The sequence below is a fragment of the Variovorax stachyos genome (genome assembly GCF_051400855.1).
Taxonomy (GTDB): Bacteria; Pseudomonadota; Gammaproteobacteria; order Burkholderiales; family Burkholderiaceae_C; genus Variovorax.
Map to the genome: position 1 here is coordinate 516,568 of NZ_JBLFFN010000001.1, position 16,672 is coordinate 533,239.

The 16,672-nt window shown below is 65.1% G+C and carries 18 protein-coding genes and 1 pseudogene; 7 read left to right on the forward strand and 12 right to left on the reverse strand.

Annotation, left to right across the window (positions count from 1 at the left end):
* The first annotated feature begins 26 nt into the window (after window positions 1-26).
* From ACMGEZ_RS02545 to ACMGEZ_RS02560, 4 genes are all read left to right on the forward strand, one after another.
* Window positions 27-815, forward strand: coding sequence for a helix-turn-helix transcriptional regulator (locus ACMGEZ_RS02545; RefSeq protein WP_436820665.1), 789 nt, complete (start codon window positions 27-29; stop codon window positions 813-815).
* 14 nt (window positions 816-829) lie between these two features.
* The gene (locus ACMGEZ_RS02550; RefSeq protein WP_436820666.1) at window positions 830-1,312 is read left to right on the forward strand and encodes an AAC(3)-I family aminoglycoside N-acetyltransferase; all 483 of its coding nucleotides are present in this window, start codon (window positions 830-832) and stop codon (window positions 1,310-1,312) included.
* 3 nt (window positions 1,313-1,315) lie between these two features.
* Complete coding sequence (locus ACMGEZ_RS02555; RefSeq protein ID WP_436820667.1) at window positions 1,316-1,951, forward strand: class I SAM-dependent methyltransferase; 636 nt, start codon at window positions 1,316-1,318, stop codon at window positions 1,949-1,951.
* Between the two features lie 119 nt (window positions 1,952-2,070).
* Window positions 2,071-2,310, forward strand: a complete 240-nt coding sequence (locus ACMGEZ_RS02560; RefSeq protein ID WP_436820668.1) for a hypothetical protein — start codon at window positions 2,071-2,073, stop codon at window positions 2,308-2,310.
* A gap of 58 nt (window positions 2,311-2,368) precedes the next feature.
* On the opposite strand, the gene ACMGEZ_RS02565 is transcribed toward ACMGEZ_RS02560, so the two are convergent.
* From ACMGEZ_RS02565 to ACMGEZ_RS02605, 9 genes are all read right to left on the reverse strand, one after another.
* A complete protein-coding gene (locus ACMGEZ_RS02565) occupies window positions 2,369-2,695 on the reverse strand; it encodes a GYD domain-containing protein (protein WP_436820669.1) in 327 nt (108 codons plus the stop codon).
* 101 nt (window positions 2,696-2,796) lie between these two features.
* Window positions 2,797-3,156, reverse strand: a complete 360-nt coding sequence (locus ACMGEZ_RS02570) for a hypothetical protein (protein WP_436820670.1) — start codon at window positions 3,154-3,156, stop codon at window positions 2,797-2,799.
* A 176-nt stretch (window positions 3,157-3,332) separates the two neighbouring features.
* Window positions 3,333-4,091, reverse strand: a complete 759-nt coding sequence (locus ACMGEZ_RS02575) for a carbonic anhydrase (RefSeq protein ID WP_436820671.1) — start codon at window positions 4,089-4,091, stop codon at window positions 3,333-3,335.
* A gap of 898 nt (window positions 4,092-4,989) precedes the next feature.
* Window positions 4,990-5,550, reverse strand: coding sequence for an alpha/beta fold hydrolase (locus ACMGEZ_RS02580; RefSeq protein WP_436820672.1), 561 nt, complete (start codon window positions 5,548-5,550; stop codon window positions 4,990-4,992).
* Window positions 5,547-5,696 carry a hypothetical protein gene (locus ACMGEZ_RS02585; protein ID WP_436820673.1) on the reverse strand — a complete coding sequence of 50 codons (150 nt, stop codon included), beginning with the start codon at window positions 5,694-5,696 and terminating at the stop codon, window positions 5,547-5,549. Before ACMGEZ_RS02585 ends, ACMGEZ_RS02580 begins: the two co-directional genes overlap by 4 nt.
* A 22-nt stretch (window positions 5,697-5,718) precedes the next feature.
* A complete protein-coding gene (locus ACMGEZ_RS02590) occupies window positions 5,719-6,540 on the reverse strand; it encodes an alpha/beta fold hydrolase (RefSeq protein WP_436820674.1) in 822 nt (273 codons plus the stop codon).
* Between the two features lie 207 nt (window positions 6,541-6,747).
* On the reverse strand, window positions 6,748-7,719 hold the full coding sequence (locus tag ACMGEZ_RS02595; protein WP_436820675.1) for an SMP-30/gluconolactonase/LRE family protein: 972 nt from the start codon (window positions 7,717-7,719) through the stop codon (window positions 6,748-6,750).
* Window positions 7,716-8,237 (reverse strand): DUF2306 domain-containing protein, encoded by a 522-nt coding sequence (locus tag ACMGEZ_RS02600; protein WP_436820676.1) that lies wholly within the window; start codon window positions 8,235-8,237, stop codon window positions 7,716-7,718. The genes ACMGEZ_RS02595 and ACMGEZ_RS02600 overlap by 4 nt, the downstream gene beginning before the upstream one ends.
* Window positions 8,238-8,254: 17 nt before the next feature.
* Window positions 8,255-9,076: an alpha/beta fold hydrolase gene (locus tag ACMGEZ_RS02605; protein WP_436820677.1), complete on the reverse strand. Its 822-nt coding sequence runs from the start codon at window positions 9,074-9,076 to the stop codon at window positions 8,255-8,257.
* 193 nt (window positions 9,077-9,269) lie between these two features.
* Here ACMGEZ_RS02605 and ACMGEZ_RS02610 point away from each other — a divergent pair, with 193 nt between their 5' ends.
* The gene (locus tag ACMGEZ_RS02610; protein WP_436820678.1) at window positions 9,270-12,128 is read left to right on the forward strand and encodes an ATP-binding protein; all 2,859 of its coding nucleotides are present in this window, start codon (window positions 9,270-9,272) and stop codon (window positions 12,126-12,128) included.
* Window positions 12,129-12,310: 182 nt separating this feature from the next.
* Here the strand turns inward: ACMGEZ_RS02610 and ACMGEZ_RS02615 are convergent, their stop codons facing one another.
* Window positions 12,311-12,802: a GNAT family N-acetyltransferase gene (locus ACMGEZ_RS02615; protein ID WP_436820679.1), complete on the reverse strand. Its 492-nt coding sequence runs from the start codon at window positions 12,800-12,802 to the stop codon at window positions 12,311-12,313.
* A 282-nt stretch (window positions 12,803-13,084) separates the two neighbouring features.
* Here ACMGEZ_RS02615 and ACMGEZ_RS02620 point away from each other — a divergent pair, with 282 nt between their 5' ends.
* Window positions 13,085-13,864 carry a hypothetical protein gene (locus ACMGEZ_RS02620; RefSeq protein WP_436820680.1) on the forward strand — a complete coding sequence of 260 codons (780 nt, stop codon included), beginning with the start codon at window positions 13,085-13,087 and terminating at the stop codon, window positions 13,862-13,864.
* 673 nt (window positions 13,865-14,537) lie between these two features.
* Here the strand turns inward: ACMGEZ_RS02620 and ACMGEZ_RS02625 are convergent.
* Together ACMGEZ_RS02625 and ACMGEZ_RS02630 are read right to left on the reverse strand one after the other, a co-directional pair.
* Window positions 14,538-15,572, reverse strand: coding sequence for an IS110 family RNA-guided transposase (locus tag ACMGEZ_RS02625; protein WP_436820681.1), 1,035 nt, complete (start codon window positions 15,570-15,572; stop codon window positions 14,538-14,540).
* Between the two features lie 242 nt (window positions 15,573-15,814).
* On the reverse strand, window positions 15,815-16,534 hold the full coding sequence (locus tag ACMGEZ_RS02630) for an MmyB family transcriptional regulator (RefSeq protein ID WP_436820682.1): 720 nt from the start codon (window positions 16,532-16,534) through the stop codon (window positions 15,815-15,817).
* On the opposite strand from ACMGEZ_RS02630, the pseudogene ACMGEZ_RS02635 reads away from it, so the two are divergent.
* A pseudogene (locus ACMGEZ_RS02635) lies at window positions 16,482-16,613 on the forward strand (hypothetical protein); the annotation flags it as partial. The gene ACMGEZ_RS02630 and the pseudogene ACMGEZ_RS02635 sit on opposite strands and share 53 nt — an antisense overlap.
* Between the last annotated feature and the right edge of the window lie 59 nt (window positions 16,614-16,672).

The following is a 16,672-nucleotide window of genomic DNA, read 5'->3' on the forward strand; positions in this document are numbered from 1 at the left end:
AGATGACGGGATAACCCTCGATCCCCATGCGCACCTGGACCGCCGACCCTGCCCCCACTGCCCCCCACGGACTCGCCGCGGCCGTGTCGACCCTCGGCGAGCCCGGGTTCGGCGCGACCCTGCTCGACGGCCTGCGCGAGCTGCTGCCGCTCGATTCCGTGTCGGTCTACCGCATCGGCGCGCAGCCGACCATCTTCTTCAGCGCCAGTCTGGGCGTGCCCGACACCACCCGCGATTGCTGGCGTGCGTATCTCTCCGGTCCCATCTCGGGCGATCGCACCTTGCGCCCGCCCTCAGCAGAGCGCGATGCCGGCGAGGCACTGCGCCTGTGCCACATCACGGCTTGCGAAGTCCCGCCCGAACATCGCGCCAAGGTGTACGAGGCCCACGGCGTGGCCGAGCGCGTGTCGGTGGTCCAGGACGAGGCCGACCATTCGCTCTTCGCGCTGAACTTCTATCGCCACCGGCACCAGCGCGCGCTCAGCGACACCCAGCTCGCCGAGTTCGGCCGGCTCGGCGGTCTGCTGATGGCGCTGGCGCGCAAGCACATTGCGCTGGCCGGCCCGGTGCCGAAGCAGGGCATGGGCGAGCGGCTGCTGGCCTTGCAGCCGGAGCTGAGTGCGCGCGAGATCGATGTCTGCATCCGCATCCTCCAGGGCATGTCGCAGGAGGGCATCGCGGCCGACCTCGGCATCAGCCTGCCCACCGTCAAGACCTACCGCAACCGCGCCTTCGCGCGGATCGGCATCCATTTCCGCAGCGAGTTGTTCGCGCTCATGCTGGCACAGCCCGGCGAGCCCCTGCCGCGGCGATGACTGCAATGGAGACCATGAGCACCACAAGCAGCTACACCATCCAACGCCTCACCGAAGATTCGGGGGAGCTCATGAACGCCCTCCTCTCCGTCTTCGGCGAGGCTTTCGACGATGTGGAGACCTACGGGGCCAAGCGCCCTCGGCCAGAGTACCTTCGGCAGCTGCTCGCCGGCGACACCTTCATTGCACTGGCGGCGGTGGAAGCGTCGCAGGTCATCGGAGGCCTCGCCGCTTACGAACTGAAAAAGTTCGAGCAGGAGCGCAGCGAGATCTACATCTACGACCTTGCCGTTGCCGCTGCGCACCGGCGACGGGGGGTTGCCACCGGGCTGATCCGGGAGCTTCAGCGCGTCGGCGCCGAGCGCGGGGCCTATGTCATCTTCGTGCAGGCAGATCCGCCTGACGCGCCGGCGATCGCGCTGTATTCGAAGCTCGGGGTGCGCGAAGACGTGCTGCATTTCGACGTCCCGGTCCCCTCCCCCACGAATCGAGCTTGATCCATGCAGGACTACTACGCGGCCCGGGCGAACGAGTACGACAGGATCTACCTGAAGCCTGAACGGCAATCCGACCTGCGGCAGATCGAAAGCTGGCTTCCGACCGTGTTCGCGGGCCGCTCGGTCTTGGAGGTCGCCTGCGGCACCGGCTACTGGACCCAGTTCTACGCGCCGGCCGCGGAGCGCGTGGTGGCGGTCGATGCAGCACCCGAGACGCTGCGCATCGCCGAGACCCGCGTGCCGGCAGCGAAGGTGCAGCTCGTCGAGGGCGATGCCTACCGCCTCCCCTCCTCCACGGTCAGGTGCGACGCGGGTTTTGCCGGCTTCTGGTGGTCGCATATCCTGCGCTCGCGCATCGATGAGTTCTTGCGCGGCTTCCATGCCGCGATCGAGCCGGGCGCGAAGGTGGTCTTTCTGGACAACCGCTTCGTCCCGGGCAGCAGCACGCCTATTGCGGAGAGCGATGCCGAAGGCAACACCTACCAGGTGCGGACCTTGGCCGATGGCTCGACGCATCGCGTGCTGAAGAATTTTCCGGACCGGGATGCGCTGAGGGCCATCGTCGCTCCGCATGCGGCGGCCATCGAGTACCGGGAATGGCAGTACTTCTGGGCGCTGGAGTACACAACCCGTTCGTAGGCTGGCGCTGTGGGGTGGCTCGCGGCTCGTCCTCGAAGGCGCCTGCCGCGCCAAGGGCGGAGGGAACTTTCGCGGTTTTGAGGTTACGCACTGGCGCTTCCCTCTTCCACCAGATCCCCATGTACTGCCGCACCCTCAAATACCGCGATGGCATTGGCCGCTTCTCCATCCTGGTGGAGGAAAGGCCGGACGGCTCCCTGGAGCTTTGGGAGCTGGACGTGCCGGGCGGCAGCCTGCGGCGGCGGGTCGTGATCGAGAAGGTGGCGGACAGCCTGGCGCGGGAGGGCAGAAAGCTGCACGTGGTGTGGGGTGCCGCGCGGGTGGAGCGGAAGCGGGCTGATGATTGGCCGCGGTGGTGAGCGGCTCAGTTCGCGGCGAGGCGGAGAGCTCGACCGGCGTCTTCAGCACCTGCCACGACTACGCTCCGGGCGGCCGGTAGGCAACTGACTGCGCGCGGCGGAGGGCGTCCAGAGTTTCCTCGACGGTGAGCAGGGGCGTCGTCTCGATCTTCGACAACGCGCCACCCCCGCCGATCGCAATCGCGACCGCGGCCATCGAGACGTTGTCCGGCGCCTCCCAGAGGTTGAAGCCGTCGTACGTGCCGAATCCGTACCAGAAGCCGTGCAGCTTCCCTCCGACCGACTCGATGTATTTGCGTGCAGCTTCGCGGCGGTCTTCGGGGTTCTTCATCAATCGAGCCCAGGTTTCCGGGGTATAGCTGAAGCGCGTCAAGTAGAAGGCCATGCCACAACCCTCCTTCCAGCGTTCGGTGCCGCTCGCGATGCGCGAGCATCGAAAGTTTAGTCCCGGGTGCCTCCCGCAGCAACGGGGGGCAAGGTGCGCGATCAAGAGCTGGGTGGTGATTCGGGCAGGTACTCGGCCGCGCGCTCTTGCAGACCCACGAGCCAGAAGCGTGCGTCCGTGGCATCACCGTGATATGAGGCGGGCAGCCACGCGCCAGGCCTGCCGTACTCCGCTTGCAGTTCATCGAGCGGCGGGCACGATAGGTCACCGGCTCGCTCGTTGAGCGCTCGCGTCAGCACCGACCGCCAGGTGGCGGGCAACTCGATGGTGGGCAGATAGGTCGCCGCCATCCTCGCGGCTGTGCGCGACAGGTGTTCAGCATCGGCACGAAGCACGCGCAGCACGGCGAACTCGTGCGGGGTTGGGAGTCTGGGCGAACTCATGGCATTGTTCGGCAGCATCGATAGGTTCGATGTTAGGTGCATGCACCGGCCGAGGCGAGCGCCATCGGCGGCAAGTTGGCCACCTACACCGAAGCGCTTGCCCAGGCGAGCCCCTGGCAACGGGGAGCCCACGATGTCCACCGCCGCGCAACGCCTGTTCCATGAAGTGCCTGCCCGTGAGGCCACGAGCCAGCTCAGTTCGCGCTGACCGCCAGCACCTTGCGGTCGTTCAGCGGCTGCACCGGCCGCGCATTCATCTTGTAGAGCTTCCTGAACGCGGCAAGCTGCGAGGCGGAGAGCTCGACCGGCGTCTTCAGCACCTGCCAATGCACCTCTTCGCTGCACGGCGGCGTCGTGAGCGAGCCCATGAAAGCGTAGTAGGCGCGATTTGCGGGCAGCAGGTCGGCCGGATTGATGGCGACGTCCAGCTTCAGGGTCTCGCCTTCCTTGGCCGGCAGGTGGTCGAACACGAGCTTCAGCGCCGCGTTCTCCTTGCCCGCCTTGAACAGCACCGCAACCACGGCGAGCTGCCCCTCTGCGTTCTTGTGCACCAGATGCGCAACCAAGGGGTACGACTTGCCGTCGATCTTCTCTTCGCTGGGCGTGTGGAAGTGGAACTGCAGCAGCTTGTACTCGACCCCATCGAGGGTGATCGAGCCGGCGGCGGGCAGGTTGACCTGGATCGTGTGGCCGTTGTTGACCACTTCGCCGGTCTCGGCCGCGTAGGCAAAGCCGAGGGGCTTCGCGCCAGAGGCCTTCTCGACCGCCCGGGTGTCGACGTTGATCGGCGACTGGTGCTTGCCCAGCTTGCAGAGCTTGAAGCCTTCATCCAGCTCGGCCCAGTGCGCCGCGCTGCCGTGGCCGTGGTAGCTCCAATGGGGTTGGTCGTGGGCAAAGGCCAGGGGTGCGACGCTGAGTGCGCATGCCGCAGCAAGCAACAGTTTGGTTTTCATGGGTCCTCGTTGATGAACGCTGGGGATGGTAGGTAGGGGCCCTGAACGAAGACTTAACGGAAGGGGGCATCGCGCACGCGGCGATGCCCGGCGCATTTACCGCGCCGAACGGCCGGTGCCGAGCGGGTCGCCAAAAAAGAAGCCCTGCCGGACGTTCGTGTCTTGGCAGGGCTTCCGCGCCTCGGACTGTCGGCGTCACGGCATTTCCAAGGTCAGGCGGTTCCAAGGGCTGTTGCGCCCCTCCCCGACAGATCTCAAGCCAGGACCGGTCAGGTGGTCTGCGCGAGTATCCCGATTTGGGATATCTGCAACGCGCATGTACCTTCGCCCGCGTGTCGCGCCGCCTCCCCACTCCACTCAGCATCGCGCTGCTGCATCGCATCGCTCGCGAAGGGCTTCCCCTCATCCTGACGGACGATCCGGAGGCGGAGGCGGCCAGTCAGCTGGTGATCGCCGGTCATTTAAAGGCAACCGTGCAGGTTGTGCTGGACCCGAGGGGCGGAGGTCCCCAAGCGGGCGTTGTAGTTCGGGAGATCACCCGATCGGGGTGGATAGCGCTTCAAGGGGAGGGTTGGAGCAGTGGCTAGGGCCCGAGACCGAAATGAAGGCGCATTGCCGGCAACGGTCGACTGCGCCAGCAATTGAATCAAGCTTCTGCTTCAGACTACTGGTTGCGGTCCTAAGGTCGCGACGCCTGAATGTCGCAGTGGGGCCCAACTCAGTCCTTCCACCCAGGGCACCGAACGTCTGCTCGTCTGCTCTACAAGCGCGAGCGATCGTCGAGCGCTGCATAGACGAGCACTCCGGCGTGACCGCTGGATTCAAAGCAGCTGCGCTAGCTTCTTACCTTCCGGAGAAGCGCAGGTACAACTCAAATGGTGGCTTGTGACGGAATGGTTCACCGTTGCTCGACGAACCTAAGAACTTCGTGCGCGAACTCCTCCGGATACTGGAAGAGGAATCCGTGTCCGGAATCCGGATAGACGACCAGCCTCGCGTTCGGCAACCGCTGCGCCATGGCAAAGGAGGCGTAGGTCGGGACCATGACGTCGTGGCGTCCGTTGGCAACCAGCACCGGGTGCGGCACCTCGCCCAACCGGGGCAGCAGCGACGTGTTCTCCGACCCCACTGCGATGGCGGCCTTCAGCTGGGCCTGCCAGGCCGCCGGCTCCACGTGCTTCACGAACGCGTCCTTGCGTGCGTTCAGGCGGGAGAGATAGGCCTGCCCCGCGGAACGGCTCGTCGCCGTCGGCTCGAAGAGCAGGAAGAGGAAGTCCTGATCGTCGTTCACAGGCTTGGTCGCAACCTGCCATAGCGAGGCGTCGAAGCCGGGCTGGTCGAACATGATCACCGTCCGCTTCGTCGCGATGCGATCAATCAGCATCGGGTCCCAGTGGTCCATGGTGCCGCGGAATCGATTGAGCAGCAGCAGGGGCGCGCCGGGTCCGGCGCCGATCACGCGATAGGCAATCTCTTGTCCGCGACGTTCATGCGCCGCGTGGGCGCCGTGGTGGTGTCGGCCGAGCCGCCCCCCGCCGCGCCGGCCGGCGGCACCATCAGCGAGAGGCCGAGCACCGTGGCCGCGGAGAGCTTGAAGGTGTTCATGATGGCTCCGGGCGCACGCAGATCAGCCCTTGATGAACGCGAGCAGGTCGGCGTTGACAACGTCGGGGTGCGTCGCGCACATGCCGTGTGGCAGGCCGGCATAGACCTTGAGCTGCGCGTGCTTCACCAGCTCGGCCGACATGAGGCCCGAGGCGCCGATGGGCACGATCTGGTCGTCGTCACCGTGCATCACCAGGGTGGGCACATCGATCTTCTTCAGGTCTTCGGTGAAGTCGGTTTCCGAGAAGGCCTTGATGCAGTCGTAATGCGCCTTGATGCCGCCCATCATGCCCTGCAGCCACCAGTGCTGCCGGATGCCCTCGGAGATCTTCGCGCCCGCTCGGTTGTAGCCGTAGAAGGGTAGCGTGATGTCGCGGTAGAACTCTGCGCGGTTGCTTGCGACGCCGGCGCGGATGCCGTCGAACACATCGATCGGCAGCCCACCAGGGTTGGCGGCTGTCTTGAGCATCAGCGGCGGCACCGCACCGATCAGCACGGCCTTGGCGACTCGCTTCGTGCCGTGGCGCCCGAGGTAGCGGGCCACTTCGCCGCCGCCCGTGGAGTGGCCGACGTGAATCGCGTCCTTCAGGTCCAGCGCGGCGGTGAGCGCGGCCAGGTCGTCGGCGTAGGTGTCCATCTCGTTGCCGGTCCAGGTCTGGCTGGAGCGTCCGTGGCCACGGCGGTCGTGCGCGATCACGCGGTACCCCTGCGCCAGGAAGAAGAGCATCTGGTTGTCCCAATCGTCGGCCGACAGCGGCCAGCCGTGGGAGAAAACGATCGGCTGGCCCTTGCCCCAGTCCTTGTAGTAGATCTCCGTGCCGTCCTTGGTCGTGATCGTGCCCATGATGTTCCTTTCGAGTGGTGAGTCGCCGCGCGGAAGCCTTTTGGACGCCGGCGCGGATTCGGCGGCCCAGGCAGGAAAAAATCGGTCTTACTGTTCAGCGCACGGCGCCGGGGATCCTGAAGCGGACCAGGTTCCAGCGGGTCACCTGCTCCTCCCACTCGTCACCCTCGGCAGCCGTCAGCGCCAGGGCCAGGTTCGTGACCACCATCAGTCGCCCTGTACGGCCGTGGTGGCAGGAAACAGCAGGCCTCTCGGCGCGCCGTCACTTCCGATGCCCTCGAATTCGCCCGCACGAACTAGCGTCCGGCCCTTTTCGTCCAGTCCGAGCACAACGTCCGCCTGGTTGGATGCGATCCAGAGGAGCCCTTTGTGGAACAGCAGGCCGTCGGCGCCGAACACGCTCTCCGCGACGATCTCGACCGCGCCGCTGGACAGCGCCATGCGCAGCAGCCGGCCGTCTCCAGCGTTGTTGACGTAGAGCGCGCTCTCGTCGGCATTGAACGCGAGGCCGTTTGCGCCGAAGGGCAAGGCGCCGGCAGTGGTCAGCAGCGGATCGCGCGACAGCACTTGCAGCGCGCACGGTGCGCAACGCGTCGCCCGCTCGATGCGGTAGATCGCGCCCTGGAACGAATCGGAGATGTAGAGGTTGCGCGCCTTGTCGAAGACCATGCCGTTGGGCGCTGGGAAGCCGCTCGATCCGAAGGTGATGACGTCCTTGCTGCCGTCGGGGTTCGAGATCGATCTCGGCGACGGCACAGGCGGCATCAATGCCTTGAACTCGACCAGGTCCTCGACCGGCGACGATGCAGTGAAGTCGGCGTCGATGCGCTGCAGCTTCGAGGCACCGAAGTTCAGGATGTAGAGCTTGCCGTCGGCGTGCTCGATGCCGGTCAGGGGCATAGCCCCGAAGCTCTTCTGCGCCAGCAGCCGACCGTCCTGCGAGTAGCGCAGCAGCTGGTTGTTGCGCGCCGCCTCGGGCATGCGCGCATCGAAGGTCGCGACGTAGATCTCGCGGTTCACCGGGTTGGAGGCCAGTCCTTCCGGATGGCGCACGTTGTCGGGAAGGCTGATGAAGGGCTCCACCCGGACGCGGACCAGTCCCTGATCGGCCGCCTGCGCCGGACCGGCGAAGCCGAGCAGCACCAGCGCGAAGGCGAGGAAGCAGCTGAACGGGTTCATGGCTTTGCACCTTGCCCGGCCGGCATCGAGGTTTGCGACCGCAGTCCGAAGAGACGGCGAACCTGCAAGGCCGCCCCGGCGACGAACAGGACGAAGCAAGCTCCGACGGCCTTCTGCAGCGCCGGATCCTCGGGGCCCGAGAACAGGGGGGCACCGAGCGGCAGACGGGTGAAGGTCTCGGTCAGTCCCGGAATCATGTGGAAGAACAAGGTCGCGCTATAGCCGACGGTCGCGACGTAGGGCGATGCCTTGCCGAAGACGCGCCGCCTCGTCGCCAGCCCGGCGAGGCCCAGCACCACCAGCGTGACCACGCCCAGTGCATGCGCCTGGCCGAAGCCGCCGTGCTGGAAGATGCCGAAGCCCGTGATGCAGGTCAGCACCGTGGTCCAGACGTAGACACGCCCGAGCCTCGTGATGGGCGAGATCTCCAGGTGGTGCAGGAGCGCGAGTACGCCCGACGCCAGCGCCACGAGGCTGATGGCCGTATGGATCGCGCCCAGGGGTGTCAGTCCAAGCATGGTGTTCTCCTTTGAGTTCAGTCGTCCAGAAAGGCCAGCAGGTCGGCATTGATCCGGTCTGCCTGCGTCGAGCAAATGCCGTGCGAACCGCCCGCGTACACCTTGAGCGTCGAGTTCCGGACGCGTTTCGATGCTGCCGAGGCAGAGGCAACGAAGGGCACGATCTGATCGTCGTCGCCGTGGATGAAGAGCGTCGGCACGTTGAACTTCTCGAGGTCCTCGTTGAAGTCCGTTTCAGAGAAGGCCTCGACGCAGTCGTACTCGGGCCGGATGCCGCCGCGCATGCCGAGGAGGCAGAACCCGTCGACCACCCCTTGCGAACGCGTCGAACCGGGCCGGTTGTAGCCATGGAACGCGATAGCGAGATCCAGGAAGAACTGCGGCCGGTTGGCCGCGACGCCGGCCCGGATGCGGTCGAACACATCGGTCGGCAGCCCTTGTGGATTCGTGGCCGTCTTCAGCATGAGCGGCGGCACCGCGCCGATGAGCACGATCCGCTCGATGCGCCGGGTGCCGTGACGGCCGACGTAGCGGGCCACCTCGCCGCCCCCGGTCGAGTGGCCGACCAGGGCGGCGGACTCGAGGTCGAGCGCCTCGATCAGGGTCGCGAGGTCATCCGCGAAGGTGTCCATGTCGTTGCTGGCCGCCGGCTGGTCCGAGCGCCCGTGCCCGCGGCGGTCGTGCGCAATCACTCGGTAGCCGTTGTGCAGCAGGAACAGCATCTGCGCGTCCCAAGCGTCCGCGTCAAGCGGCCAGCCATGGGAGAAGACGACGGGGCGGCCCGTGCCCCAGTCCTTGTAGAAGATCCTCGTTCCGTCCCGTGACGTGACGTAGCTCATGGGGTGCTCCTGATCCAGCGGAGAAGATGGCCGGGTGATGGCGCAAAGGTACCGGGCCGCCTCCTGGGCGTCCCGGATGCGCGCTGGCGAAAACTGAAAACAGCTGAAAGCTGCTCCTTCAGGCGTATTCACCCCGCGCATGACGCGCCTTAAACTCCGCGCACCCGGCTGTGCAGGCCCGCCTTTGTTCAGGATGAAACTCGCCGCTTCCCCGAGCCAGTCGTTCGCATTCGGCCGCTGCCAGGTGTCTGTACAGCGGCGCGAGCTGCTGCGCGAAGGCCGCCCGGTCAGCCTCGGCAGCCGGGCTTTCGACATCCTGGTCGCCCTCATCGACGGGCGGGGCGCCGTGGTCGCCAAGGACGACCTCATCCTGCGGGCCTGGCCCGGCCGGATCGTCGAAGAGAACACGCTCGAGGCGCAGATCTCGGCGCTGCGCCGCGCACTCGGTGAGGACCGGACGGTGATCCGAACCGTCGCCGGCCGCGGCTACCAGTTCGTCGCCGAGATCGCGGATCGGCTCGACGCTCCGGGTTCCGAGGGCCTGCAAGCCGCGTCGCACGTCGCTTCGGCAGGGCGTGCGCTGCCGGTAAGCGTGACGCCCCTGATCGGGCGCGACGCGGCACTGCGGGAGATCGTTGAGCTCGCCGCGAGCAGCCGGCTGATTACCCTGGTGGGAGCCGGTGGCGTCGGCAAGACGCGGCTGGCCATCGAGGCCGCCCGCCGCCTGGCCGCCGGCTTTCCCGATGGCGTGTCGATCGCCGAGCTGGGGCCCGTGGGGGCGGCGGAGTTTCTTCCCGCCACCGTGGCGGAGGCCCTCGGCTTTCCGCAGGGCGCAGGCACCCCCTCGCTGGATCGGATCGCCGCGGCGATCAGCCATCGACGCATCCTGCTCGTGCTGGACAACTGCGAGCACCTGGTCGACGCGGCGGCGCAAATCACCGAGAAGCTGTTGCGCGCCGGGCCGTTCGCCAGCGTCATCGCCACGAGCCGTGAGGCGCTCAAGGTCGACGGCGAATATGTCTACCGGGTCGCATCGCTCGACGTGCCTGGCGAGGAGGTCCGCGACGTGGACGAGCTGCTGAGCTTCGGCGCCCTGCAACTCTTCGATGCCCGCGCCGCTTCAGCTGGGGGCGAGGCGCCGTCCGGCAAGGCGCAGGCTGCCGCGCTCAAGGCGCGCATCTGCCGGCACCTCGACGGCATTCCGCTGGCCATCGAGCTTGCCGCCGCGCGCGTGCGGGTCTTCGGACTGGAGGGCGTTGCCGACCGAATCGACGACCGGTTCAACCTGCTCACGGGCGGCGCCCGTACCGCCCTGCCGCGGCAGAAGACGCTGCGCGCCACCTTGGACTGGAGCTACGAGCTCCTGCCCACGCAGGAGCGCGAGGTGCTCGGCAGGCTGGGGATCTTTTCCGGTTCGTTCTCGATGGAGTCCGCATCGGCCGTCGCATCCTCGCCGGACATACCGCCAGCCGCAGTGGTCGAGTGCCTCGCGCAGCTGGCGGAGAAGTCCCTCATTTCGGTAGATGGTGCGGCCCGCGCGAAGTACCGCCTGCTGGAGACCACCCAGATCTATGCGCGCGAGAAGATGCAGGCTCGCGGAGTCCTGCGGGAGTATTCCCTGCGCCACGCGCAACACCACCGCGACATCTTCGTGCGGGCCGAGATCGAGTGGGAGACCCTGCCCACGGCCGAGTGGGTCGCGCGGTACGCCGGCCACCTCGAGGGCCTGCGGGCGGCGGTCAACTGGAGCTTTTCGCCGGAAGGCGACCCATCGCTCGGCATCGCGCTGACCACGAGCGCCGTGCCGCTGTGGATGCAGTTCGGGCTTCTTGAGGAATGCCTGGCGCGCGTAAACCAGGCCCTGGCCCATCTGGACGAAGAGGAAGTGGTGGACGGCCGCTCCCGAATGAAGCTGTATGCCGCAAAGGGCGCCTCCCTGCTGTACCAAGGCGTCGGCTCGGAGACCGGCGCCGCCTTCAGGCGCGCCTTGGAGTACGCGGAGAGGCTGAGCGACGATGAGTACCGGCTGCGTGCGATCTGGGGGACGTGGAGTGTCACTTACCTCAACGGCAACTACGACGCCGCTCTGGCCCTGGCGCGGCGCTTCTCGGCATTGTCCGAAACGCGGCCTCACAAGGCCGACAGCTTCATCGGCACCCGGATGACGGGCATGTCGCTGCTCTGCCTCGGACGCTTGGGCGAGGCCCGCGGCGGGCTGCAACGCGTGGCCGAGCACTATGAGGCGCCGTTGTACCGCTCGCACCCGACCCGCTTCATTTACGAGCAGAAGATGATTTCCCTGAGCTCGCTGGCGCACACGCTGTGGCTTCAAGGCTTTGCGGACCAGGCCATGCGTGCGGCGCGGCAGGCGGTAGAAGGCGCACGCGCCCTCGACCACGCGCCGTCGATCTGCTACGCGCTCACGGAAGGGCTGTGCGCGATCACCGTCCTGACCGGCGGCGTGTCAGCGCTGGCGGACGCTGCCGCAGCGGCCGTCGCGGCCACGCGCCGCCACGGCATCTCGACCTGGAAGGCCCGGGGACGCATGTGGAGCGGCCTGCACGCGCTGGGTGTCGGCGACGGCCTGGCCTATGAGCGCGACCTGCGTCCGGCCTTCGACGAGATCGGCGAAGCACTCTACGTGCTGCATTACACGGGCTTCGTTTCGGCGGTGTGTGAGGCGCTAGGCCGGCTCGGCCGCGAAGACGAGGGGATCGAGTTGGCCACGGCGGGCATCGAGCGCGCCCGACGCTTCGAGGATCGATGCTCGTTGTCGGAGCTGCTGCGCGCAAAAGCGAACCTCATGGGCCGGAGGCCTGAGGCAAGCCACTTGGCCGAGGCCCTGCTGGTCGAAGCGGTGGAGACGTCCCGGCAGCACGAAGCCCTGGCCTGGCGACTTCGATGCGCGACGAGCCTGGCGGGGGCGTGGATGAACGAGGGCCGCCTGGATGATGCGCGCGGCTTGTTGCGGCCGGTGTACGAAGAATTCTCGGAGGGATTCGACACGCATGACCTGCGGGAGGCCAGGCGTGTTCTCGAGGCAATGCGCTAGCGGCGAACTCTATTCAAGTTTGCCCAATAGCTGGCAGATGCCGGTTTTTGAAGTGACGGACTGACAAGCGGACGTCGACACTTTGCACACGTACGCGATCAGTCCTGAAGCGGACGTACAGGCTGCTTGAGCGAATGACGGCTCATGGCCGACTGTAGCCGGTTGGCGCCTTCGCGCGCTCCCTACGGTGCTGCCGTCGAGAGTTGATACCTCGCAAACGAGGTGGCTCCTATCTCGACGACGCTGTGCAAGTCGAAGCCGAAGTCTTCGTAGAGACTTCGTAGCCCTTGGCGGTCCGCGACGCAGTCCAGGCGAAGGTGAGCACGCCCAAGCTCTTGGGCTCGAGTCCGGGCATAGGATAGAAGCTCGGTCGAGACTCCCTTCTTCGCCCACGCTCGGCGGACGGCGAGCTTGTGAACGAAGGCCGAGGTGCCAGGCAGGACCTCGGGCCAAAAATAGACGTCCTCCAACTCGAACTTCATGACTCCGGCCACTTCCTCGCCCTGCCGGGCAACGTGGAAGAGCCGGCTGCTCACGTCCCGCAGGACGCGTTCGTGACCAATTTCGGCTGCTGACCAAAGAGATCGACCGTCGCCGGCGAGCCACTCAGCTGCCTCTTGTAGGACGGAGGCAATCATCGGCGCATCGGAGGAGCGCGCTTCCTGGATGTTCATAGACGAGAGTTCATTGGACCGGTTTTGCCGACTGTAGCCTCACACCGGGCCGGAGCAAGGGGGGCCCATCCACGCTGCCGACGAGCAAAGTGAGGAAAGTGAAGTACATCGACGACGACAAGGTGTTTGTCGGAGAAATCGTGCGGGATCGGGCTGGAAAGCTGCAGCCGATCTAGCACCCACATCCCACGTCGCGACCCTTGTGTTGGGCGCTGTTGCGCAGCACACATCTTGTAGCACCCTGCTACCATCTGCGGCTTCATCGTTTTTTGAGCAATGCACATGCTGATTCAACGGCGGTTCTTTCAAGGTCTCTCGTGCGCTGCTTTTGCGGCAGTTCTTGCTGGCTGTGCAGCCTATCCAACCGTCGAGAAGATCGACGCTGATTTCAGTGGGTACCTGACGAAGGAATACACCACTGCTTATCCGTCTGCTGCTCTGAAAGCCAAATTGACTGACGTCGGCCTAAAGCCGAAGGCGGGCGTCGGTGATATTGCGATCAAGATGACCTTGCGCCAGTCTGGTGTAGGGGACCAGGCCCCAAAGGTCACTCCCTACGATGTCAAGTTTACGAACCTGGGTGACGGCTTCTATCGGGAAGTCCGCGAACTCAGGAACAATGATTTCTTGACTGCCCGATTCGTGTATTTGCATTGGGCTGGCTTCTTTCAGCTGAGAAGCGATGCCATCATCAAAGGTGACACCTTCCCCGTCCCGTACAACGAAGTGAAGGACGTTGTTCCATTCAAGTTCGCGCCCGCGAGCATGAAGATCGGCGACAAGCTTTTGACCGAGGCGAAGTACGGCAATAGACCGCAAGCATTTAACTTCTTGACTGAAAATTCCGAATGCGTCGTCGAAAAAATCGGGAGCGCAGCCGCACTGAACACGAATATTTCTGGTAACGCGGTCTGGTTTGCGTGCTCGACGAAAACAGACAAAGGATTTGAAACGAAGAAGAAGTCAGTCTTCTTGACTGACTATGCCTTGGCACTTCCCCTTGAATTCCGGTCGCCGCAGAGAACTCAAGACTTCGAAATCAATGATTTCAAGGCACTCTAGCCAGGAAAGCTGAGCGCCGCTGGGCGGGAGGCCCCGTGGTGCCCATTACGGTCGCCTGCCTAACACTTCGCGCGTGCTGGTTGATCTGCAATTGCACGAGCGAGCTCGCCGAAGAAGAGTGGTCGCAGAGTCATCTTGTTCGGTGTGCCTTGGGGTGAATAGGACGCTTCCGGCAAATTCCGGTTCTTCCCGAGGCGGTTGATCGCGAGTTGCATGTTAGGGCCGTATACCCCATAAGTTCGCCGGGAAGGAGCCCAGCAGCCCAGCGCCTTTAACGCCACCCACGGAAGGCAGATGTTGGAGGGTGCCCGCCAGTGGCGGCAGCTTTGAAGGCTCAATGGCCCAAATGAACGAACGTCCGCTATCGCGCCAATTCTGAGCCGAGGTCGACAGACCGCTTCTCTGATCGGGCCCGTTTGTCAACAGGGGGCTGTCTTTGTGTTGTGGGCATTGTGCTGGAATCGTCTCGGTGCAGGTCACGCTTCTCTACGCAGTCGGGCCCGGGGCCTTTTTCTGGCTCGGCGCTGCACGCATTGGTCAGACGGAGCGGAGAGCCACGCTTATGGACGCGCTTTGATGCGCAGCAGTCATTTGCGGCTTCATCCGGACCATCGTCTACACCTCAACGAATCTTCACAACAACCATTCAGCAGGGTTCGTCTCGCTCAGCTGTTCATGCGACGACCTCCTGAGCACCCCAGCGGAACACCGTGCCATCGACCCACATGCGATGCAGGATCACCGCCAGCTTGCGCGCCACCGCAATCACCGCGCGCCGATGGCCTCGGGTCTTGGCCAGCCGTATGCCCCAGGCCTTCAGCGATGACCACTGCTCGTTGCGCGTGAGCAGCGAGTGCGCCGCCACGTAGAGCGCCGAGCGCACATCGGCGTCGCCGGCGCGCGAGATGTGCCCTGGGCTGTCGCTCTCCCCAGACTGGAAGCGCCTCGGCGTGAGCCCGAAGTGCGCGGCCACGGTGCGAGAGGACGTGAACCGACCCGGATCGTCCACGCCCGCCTTGAACGACAAGGCGGTAACTGGGCCCACCCCGGGCACCGACATCAGCAGCTTGCAGACCGGATCGGTCTTCACCAGTCCCTTGATGGCGTTGTCGAGCTTCAGGTAGGTCTTGTAGAGCACCGTCCTGGCGTCGAGCAACGGGTTGAGCGCGCACGCCAGCATTTCGTCGGCGGCGAAGGTCTGCCGCACCTGGGCGTCGAAGCTGCCATGGCCCACGCGAGGTGGCAGGCAGATTCCGAACACCCGGAGCAGCCCGCGCAGCTCGTTCTCCAGATCGACGCACTTCTTCAGGATCGCCTTGCGGCTGGCGAGCAGTGCTCGCACGCGGTGGCTATGCATGCTCTTGACGTGCACACGGCTGTACCAGCCGGTGCGCAGGATCTGCGCGATACCACGCGCGTCGTTGCGGTCGGTCTTGTTGCGCATGGCAGCCAGGGTGTTCTTGACCTGCCTGGCTTCCATGCAGATCACCTCAAAGCCGGCCGCCTGCATGCCGTAGGCAAGGAACTGGGTCAAGGTGCCCGCTTCCAGGCCGACGGACTTCACATCTGCGCTGAAGCTGCTCAAGCATTGAGCAATTGCCGCGGGCTGCGCTGCCGTCTTGGCTTCGTGGCACACCTCGCCATGCTCGTCGACGATGCAGATCGAAACGGAACGCAGCGACACATCGATTCCGGTGAAGTACGTCATTCGAGCTCTCCTTCGTAAAGGGACTACGAGTCTAGAGAGACAACTCTGCGAGCTACTCGGCCCGCCCGATCACCGATGCTTGTGGCCGACAGGCGTCTTGCGGCGTGTAGTGAGCATGTACTTTGACGACACGAACGCGCCGTTGTTCACCGCGGAACGAAACACTTGCGAAGGTCCTCCTTAGAGGTGAAGGTGTACTCACTCAAGCATGGTTCGCTTCGTCTTCGAGACCGGTGGATGCTTCAGTGGCCCGCCGGTTCGGCGAAGTGCACCACCATCCTGAGGTGCCGGTGTTCATCCACGACCAAGGTCTCGTGCTGGAACTCCTTGCGCTCTCCCGCTGCAGTCATGACGGATTCGATTCCTCGGCAGGCTTGCGCACTGTCCGGCGTCTCCCACCAGCGCCGAAAGTCCGCCGACAGCTCCATCAGATCCTCGACCAGCGCCACCATGGAGGGGTCCTCCGGCGCCAGGGCTAGGTCGTAGCGGAACTGCGCCAGCAGCTTGGGCGCATCGTCGCGCCACCCCGGCAGGCGCCGTCGCGTGTCGGGATCGGTAAACACCATGCGCAAGATGTTGCGCAGCCCAGGTGACCGAGCGCTGAAGCCGAACAGATCGTCGGCGGCCGTGTTCCAGGCAATGACATCCCAGCGCAGGTTGGCGACATACGCCGGCCTTGTCGCCAGCTCGTCCATCAGTGTCTGGATGAGCGGTGTGACGCAGGCACCTTGGTGCGCCTCGGGCGGCGGCGGGCGGTTGTGAGCCAGAAGAAAGAGGTGCATGCATTCGGCGTCATCGAGCTTGAGCGCGTGGGCCACGCTCAGCAGGAATTTCTCCGACACGCGTATGTCTCGCCCCTGCTCGAACCAGGTGTACCAGGTCAGTCCCACGGCAAGCTCACCGAGCGAAATGGACGCTTGTTCCAGCGCTTTTCTGGCTGACTCCGACGAGCGTCTAAACACCTCGTATCGGGAAACCCGAGCGAAGCTGCTTCTCACTAGTAAACCGCGAGAGCGCCAACTGGTGGTCGCTCAAAGGCAGTGGCTCCGATTTCGTGCAGCCCACTGCGATGAGCAGAGCTATTCACGTGGCAAAACGAA

What these genes read in the sequence shown, in the direction of transcription:
- ACMGEZ_RS02545 (WP_436820665.1), top strand. Translation starts at nt 27, where the DNA reads ATGCGCACCTGGACCGCCGACCCTGCCCCCACTGCCCCCCACGGACTC.
- ACMGEZ_RS02550 (WP_436820666.1), top strand. Translation starts at nt 830, where the DNA reads ATGAGCACCACAAGCAGCTACACCATCCAACGCCTCACCGAAGATTCG.
- ACMGEZ_RS02555 (WP_436820667.1), top strand. Translation starts at nt 1,316, where the DNA reads ATGCAGGACTACTACGCGGCCCGGGCGAACGAGTACGACAGGATCTAC.
- ACMGEZ_RS02560 (WP_436820668.1), top strand. Translation starts at nt 2,071, where the DNA reads ATGTACTGCCGCACCCTCAAATACCGCGATGGCATTGGCCGCTTCTCC.
- ACMGEZ_RS02565 (WP_436820669.1), bottom strand. Translation starts at nt 2,695, where the DNA reads ATGGCCTTCTACTTGACGCGCTTCAGCTATACCCCGGAAACCTGGGCT.
- ACMGEZ_RS02570 (WP_436820670.1), bottom strand. Translation starts at nt 3,156, where the DNA reads ATGCTGCCGAACAATGCCATGAGTTCGCCCAGACTCCCAACCCCGCAC.
- ACMGEZ_RS02575 (WP_436820671.1), bottom strand. Translation starts at nt 4,091, where the DNA reads ATGAAAACCAAACTGTTGCTTGCTGCGGCATGCGCACTCAGCGTCGCA.
- ACMGEZ_RS02585 (WP_436820673.1), bottom strand. Translation starts at nt 5,696, where the DNA reads ATGAACACCTTCAAGCTCTCCGCGGCCACGGTGCTCGGCCTCTCGCTG.
- ACMGEZ_RS02590 (WP_436820674.1), bottom strand. Translation starts at nt 6,540, where the DNA reads ATGGGCACGATCACGACCAAGGACGGCACGGAGATCTACTACAAGGAC.
- ACMGEZ_RS02595 (WP_436820675.1), bottom strand. Translation starts at nt 7,719, where the DNA reads ATGAACCCGTTCAGCTGCTTCCTCGCCTTCGCGCTGGTGCTGCTCGGC.
- ACMGEZ_RS02600 (WP_436820676.1), bottom strand. Translation starts at nt 8,237, where the DNA reads ATGCTTGGACTGACACCCCTGGGCGCGATCCATACGGCCATCAGCCTC.
- ACMGEZ_RS02605 (WP_436820677.1), bottom strand. Translation starts at nt 9,076, where the DNA reads ATGAGCTACGTCACGTCACGGGACGGAACGAGGATCTTCTACAAGGAC.
- ACMGEZ_RS02610 (WP_436820678.1), top strand. Translation starts at nt 9,270, where the DNA reads ATGAAACTCGCCGCTTCCCCGAGCCAGTCGTTCGCATTCGGCCGCTGC.
- ACMGEZ_RS02615 (WP_436820679.1), bottom strand. Translation starts at nt 12,802, where the DNA reads ATGAACATCCAGGAAGCGCGCTCCTCCGATGCGCCGATGATTGCCTCC.
- ACMGEZ_RS02620 (WP_436820680.1), top strand. Translation starts at nt 13,085, where the DNA reads ATGCTGATTCAACGGCGGTTCTTTCAAGGTCTCTCGTGCGCTGCTTTT.
- ACMGEZ_RS02625 (WP_436820681.1), bottom strand. Translation starts at nt 15,572, where the DNA reads ATGACGTACTTCACCGGAATCGATGTGTCGCTGCGTTCCGTTTCGATC.